This is a genomic window from Komagataeibacter kakiaceti JCM 25156 (genome assembly GCF_000613305.1).
On record NZ_BAIO01000298.1, the window covers coordinates 1 to 2,937 of the forward strand.

The window sequence follows — 2,937 nt, forward strand, 5'->3', positions numbered from 1 at the left end:
GGCGAGGAAGTCGAATTTCTGCTCGACGGGGAAGTCCGTCTCGATCACGGCGCCCGCCGCGCGGGCGGCGCGCGCCACCATTTCGGGCAGGCGGTGATAGGTCTGTGGCCCCAGTACAATATCGACATAGGGCGCGCGGGCCAGGATTTCCCGGCCTTCCGCCTGCGCCACGCAGCCCGCCACGGCCAGTACCGTGTTCATGCCACGGGTGGCGCGTTCTTCCTTGACCAGCCGCAGGCGGCCCAGTTCGGAAAAGACCTTTTCCGCCGCGCGGTCACGGATGTGGCAGGTGTTGAGGATGATCATGTCGGCCGCGTCCGGCGTGCCCACGGCCCGGTAGCCCAGCGGGCGCAGGACATCGCTCATCCGCTCGCTGTCGTACACGTTCATCTGGCAGCCCCATGTTATGACATGAAGCCCCTTCGCGGACGATGTCTCGGGCGCGGGCTGCGCCATGGCGGGGAAGGGGGACAGGCTGTTCACGGGTCAGGTATCCTCGGGCATCGTCGCGGGGGGCATCATCACGGGCATGAACCCGGGTAACGGGCGCAACACATCGTTGCTCCCGCGCGTGCGGTCAAGAGCCCTGCCGCCAATATGCCAAGGAACAAATGGTCCGCCCATCCGCGCTCCCGGTCCGTATGGTGGGGATGCCGGGCGCGGCAACCCCTTCCTGCCGTATGCGATCATGCGCGCCGTGACCGGGGGGTTGTCAAGTCGCGATCCCCGGTGCGGATACGGTTTGCCACACAATGTCATCCGTTCGGGCACAGGCCCGCCACATTCGGAACTTATTAAGGTCAGGACGTTAAATATCGGTTTGATCATGCATGCCGGGAATGGCAGACATAACGAAGTGGGACCATAACCGCACGGAAGACAGGAACAGGGGCGGCGCCGTTTGACAGGATTGGGTCATCTCCGCATGGCATGCCGCGCAACGGCGCGTGCCAGGCACGGTGCCGGTTATATAAGTCTGTGTATGGTCGCGATGTTTTCCCTGGCCTTCGCATGGGTGGGGGGGGCGCGCGCGGCGGATCCGCAGGCCTATGTCACCACCATCCGGCCCACCGGCAACGCCGATCTGGACGCGGCGCTGCGTGCCTCATCCGACCTGCTTTCGCTCCAGAAGACGCAGGCGGTCAGTCCCTTCGCGCTGACCGGGCGTATCCATAACGACTATTCCCGCCTGATCAGCGCGCTGGAAAGCTACGGCTATTACGCGGGCGCCATCACCATTTCCGTAGCTGATGGCGATGGCGGCCATGACGGGCGCGACCCGGACCTGCCGGAATGGATGCAGTCGATCCCGGCGGGGCACAAGGCGCAGATCACCATCACGGCCACCCCCGGCGTGCTGTTCACCATCGGCACGGTCAGCCTGGTGCCGGACAGGGGGGACGCCCCGGTTCACCTCAATACCGACGAGGCCAACGCCTTCAGCATGAAGCCGGGCATGCCCGCGCTGGCGGAAAGCGTGCTGAGCGCGGGCGTGACACTCCAGACCGCCCTGACGGAGGAAGGCTACGCCCTGGCGCATGTCGGCACGCCGCAGGCCTGGCTGCGGCCCGACACCCATACGCTGGATATTGCCTATACCGTCCATCGCGGGCCGGTGGTCAATCTGGGGGCGTTCGATTTCGCGGGCCTGCAGCGCACGCATCCCGCCTATATCGTCAAGCGCCTGACCATTGCGCCGGGAGAGCTGTACCAGCCATCGCGTATCGAGCGCGCGCGGCAGGACATCGCCTCCACCGGGCTGTTTTCCGATGTGCAGGTCAATCATGGCGATACGCTGGCCCCCGATGGCACCATGCCGCTCGACTTCTCCTTTCGGGAGGGCAAGCGCCACAGTGTGGGGGCGGAAGGCGGGTATTCGACCGATCTGGGTGGCCGCGCGGGTGTGACATGGTCGCATAACAACCTGTTCGGCAACGCCGAGCGGCTGAAGCTCACGGCGCTGATCACCGGGCTGGGCGGCACGGCGGAGCAGGGGCTGGGCTATGATTTCTATGCCGATCTCATGAAACCCGATTTCGGCTCGCGCCAGCAGAACATGAGCGCGCGTATCGAGGGGATCCGCCAGTTGCTCTATTCCTACCGCCAGACGGCGCTGCTGGCGCGCATCGGTATCGTGCGCCATGTCAACCGGCGGTGGAACGTCTCCTTTGGCGGGCAGATCGAGCAGGAACAGATCCAGCAGATGAGTAACAACAATAGCTACTTCATCGTGTCGCTGCCGCTCTCGGCCAATTATGACGGCACGGGCGTGGATAACCCCATCACCCCCGCCACGCATGGCGTGCGCATCGGGGCGAACATCACGCCCTCGGCCTCGCTGACCGATGGCACGTCGTTCTTCACCATCATGCAGGCCACCGTCTCGACCTATTTCGACCTGAAGCATCTTGGCCTGTCGCGTTCGGGCCGCAGCGTGCTGGCCTGGCGCGGCACGGTCGGCAATGTGGAAGGGGCCTCCACCTTCGCCATTCCGCCCGACCAGCGGCTTTACGCCGGTGGCAGCGCCACGGTGCGTGGCTACCGTTACCAGGGCGTGGGGCCGCAGTTTCCCAACACGCGCTACGCCATCGGCGGCACGTCCATGGATGCGGGGTCGTTTGAATACCGCCAGCGCATCTTGCAGAAATTCGGGGCCGTGGGCTTTATCGACGCCGGTCAGGTCACGGGCGACCACGTGCCCTTCCACGGGACCGTGCGCGTGGGTGCGGGGGCGGGGGCGCGGTACTATACGCCCATCGGGCCGGTGCGGCTGGATGTGGCCGTGCCGCTCAACCGCCCCTCACGCGGGGACAAGTGGGAACTGTATGTCGGCCTGGGGGAAACGTTCTGATGCCTGAGCCGACATCCACGCCACAGCCACCGCGGCCCCGCTCCAGCCGTCGCACCCTGCTGCGCGCGATCGGCTTCGCGCTGGGG

Annotated in this window: 1 protein-coding gene and 1 pseudogene; one reads left to right on the forward strand and one right to left on the reverse strand. The window is 65.7% G+C overall.

The window, feature by feature from the left end:
- A pseudogene (locus JCM25156_RS12635) lies at positions 1–456 on the reverse strand (tRNA (N6-isopentenyl adenosine(37)-C2)-methylthiotransferase MiaB); the annotation flags it as partial.
- Between the two features lie 454 nt (positions 457–910).
- Between JCM25156_RS12635 and JCM25156_RS12640 the strand changes: the two are divergent.
- Positions 911–2,851, forward strand: coding sequence for an autotransporter assembly complex protein TamA (locus JCM25156_RS12640; RefSeq protein WP_025813362.1), 1,941 nt, complete (start codon positions 911–913; stop codon positions 2,849–2,851).
- Positions 2,852–2,937 lie beyond the last annotated feature (86 nt).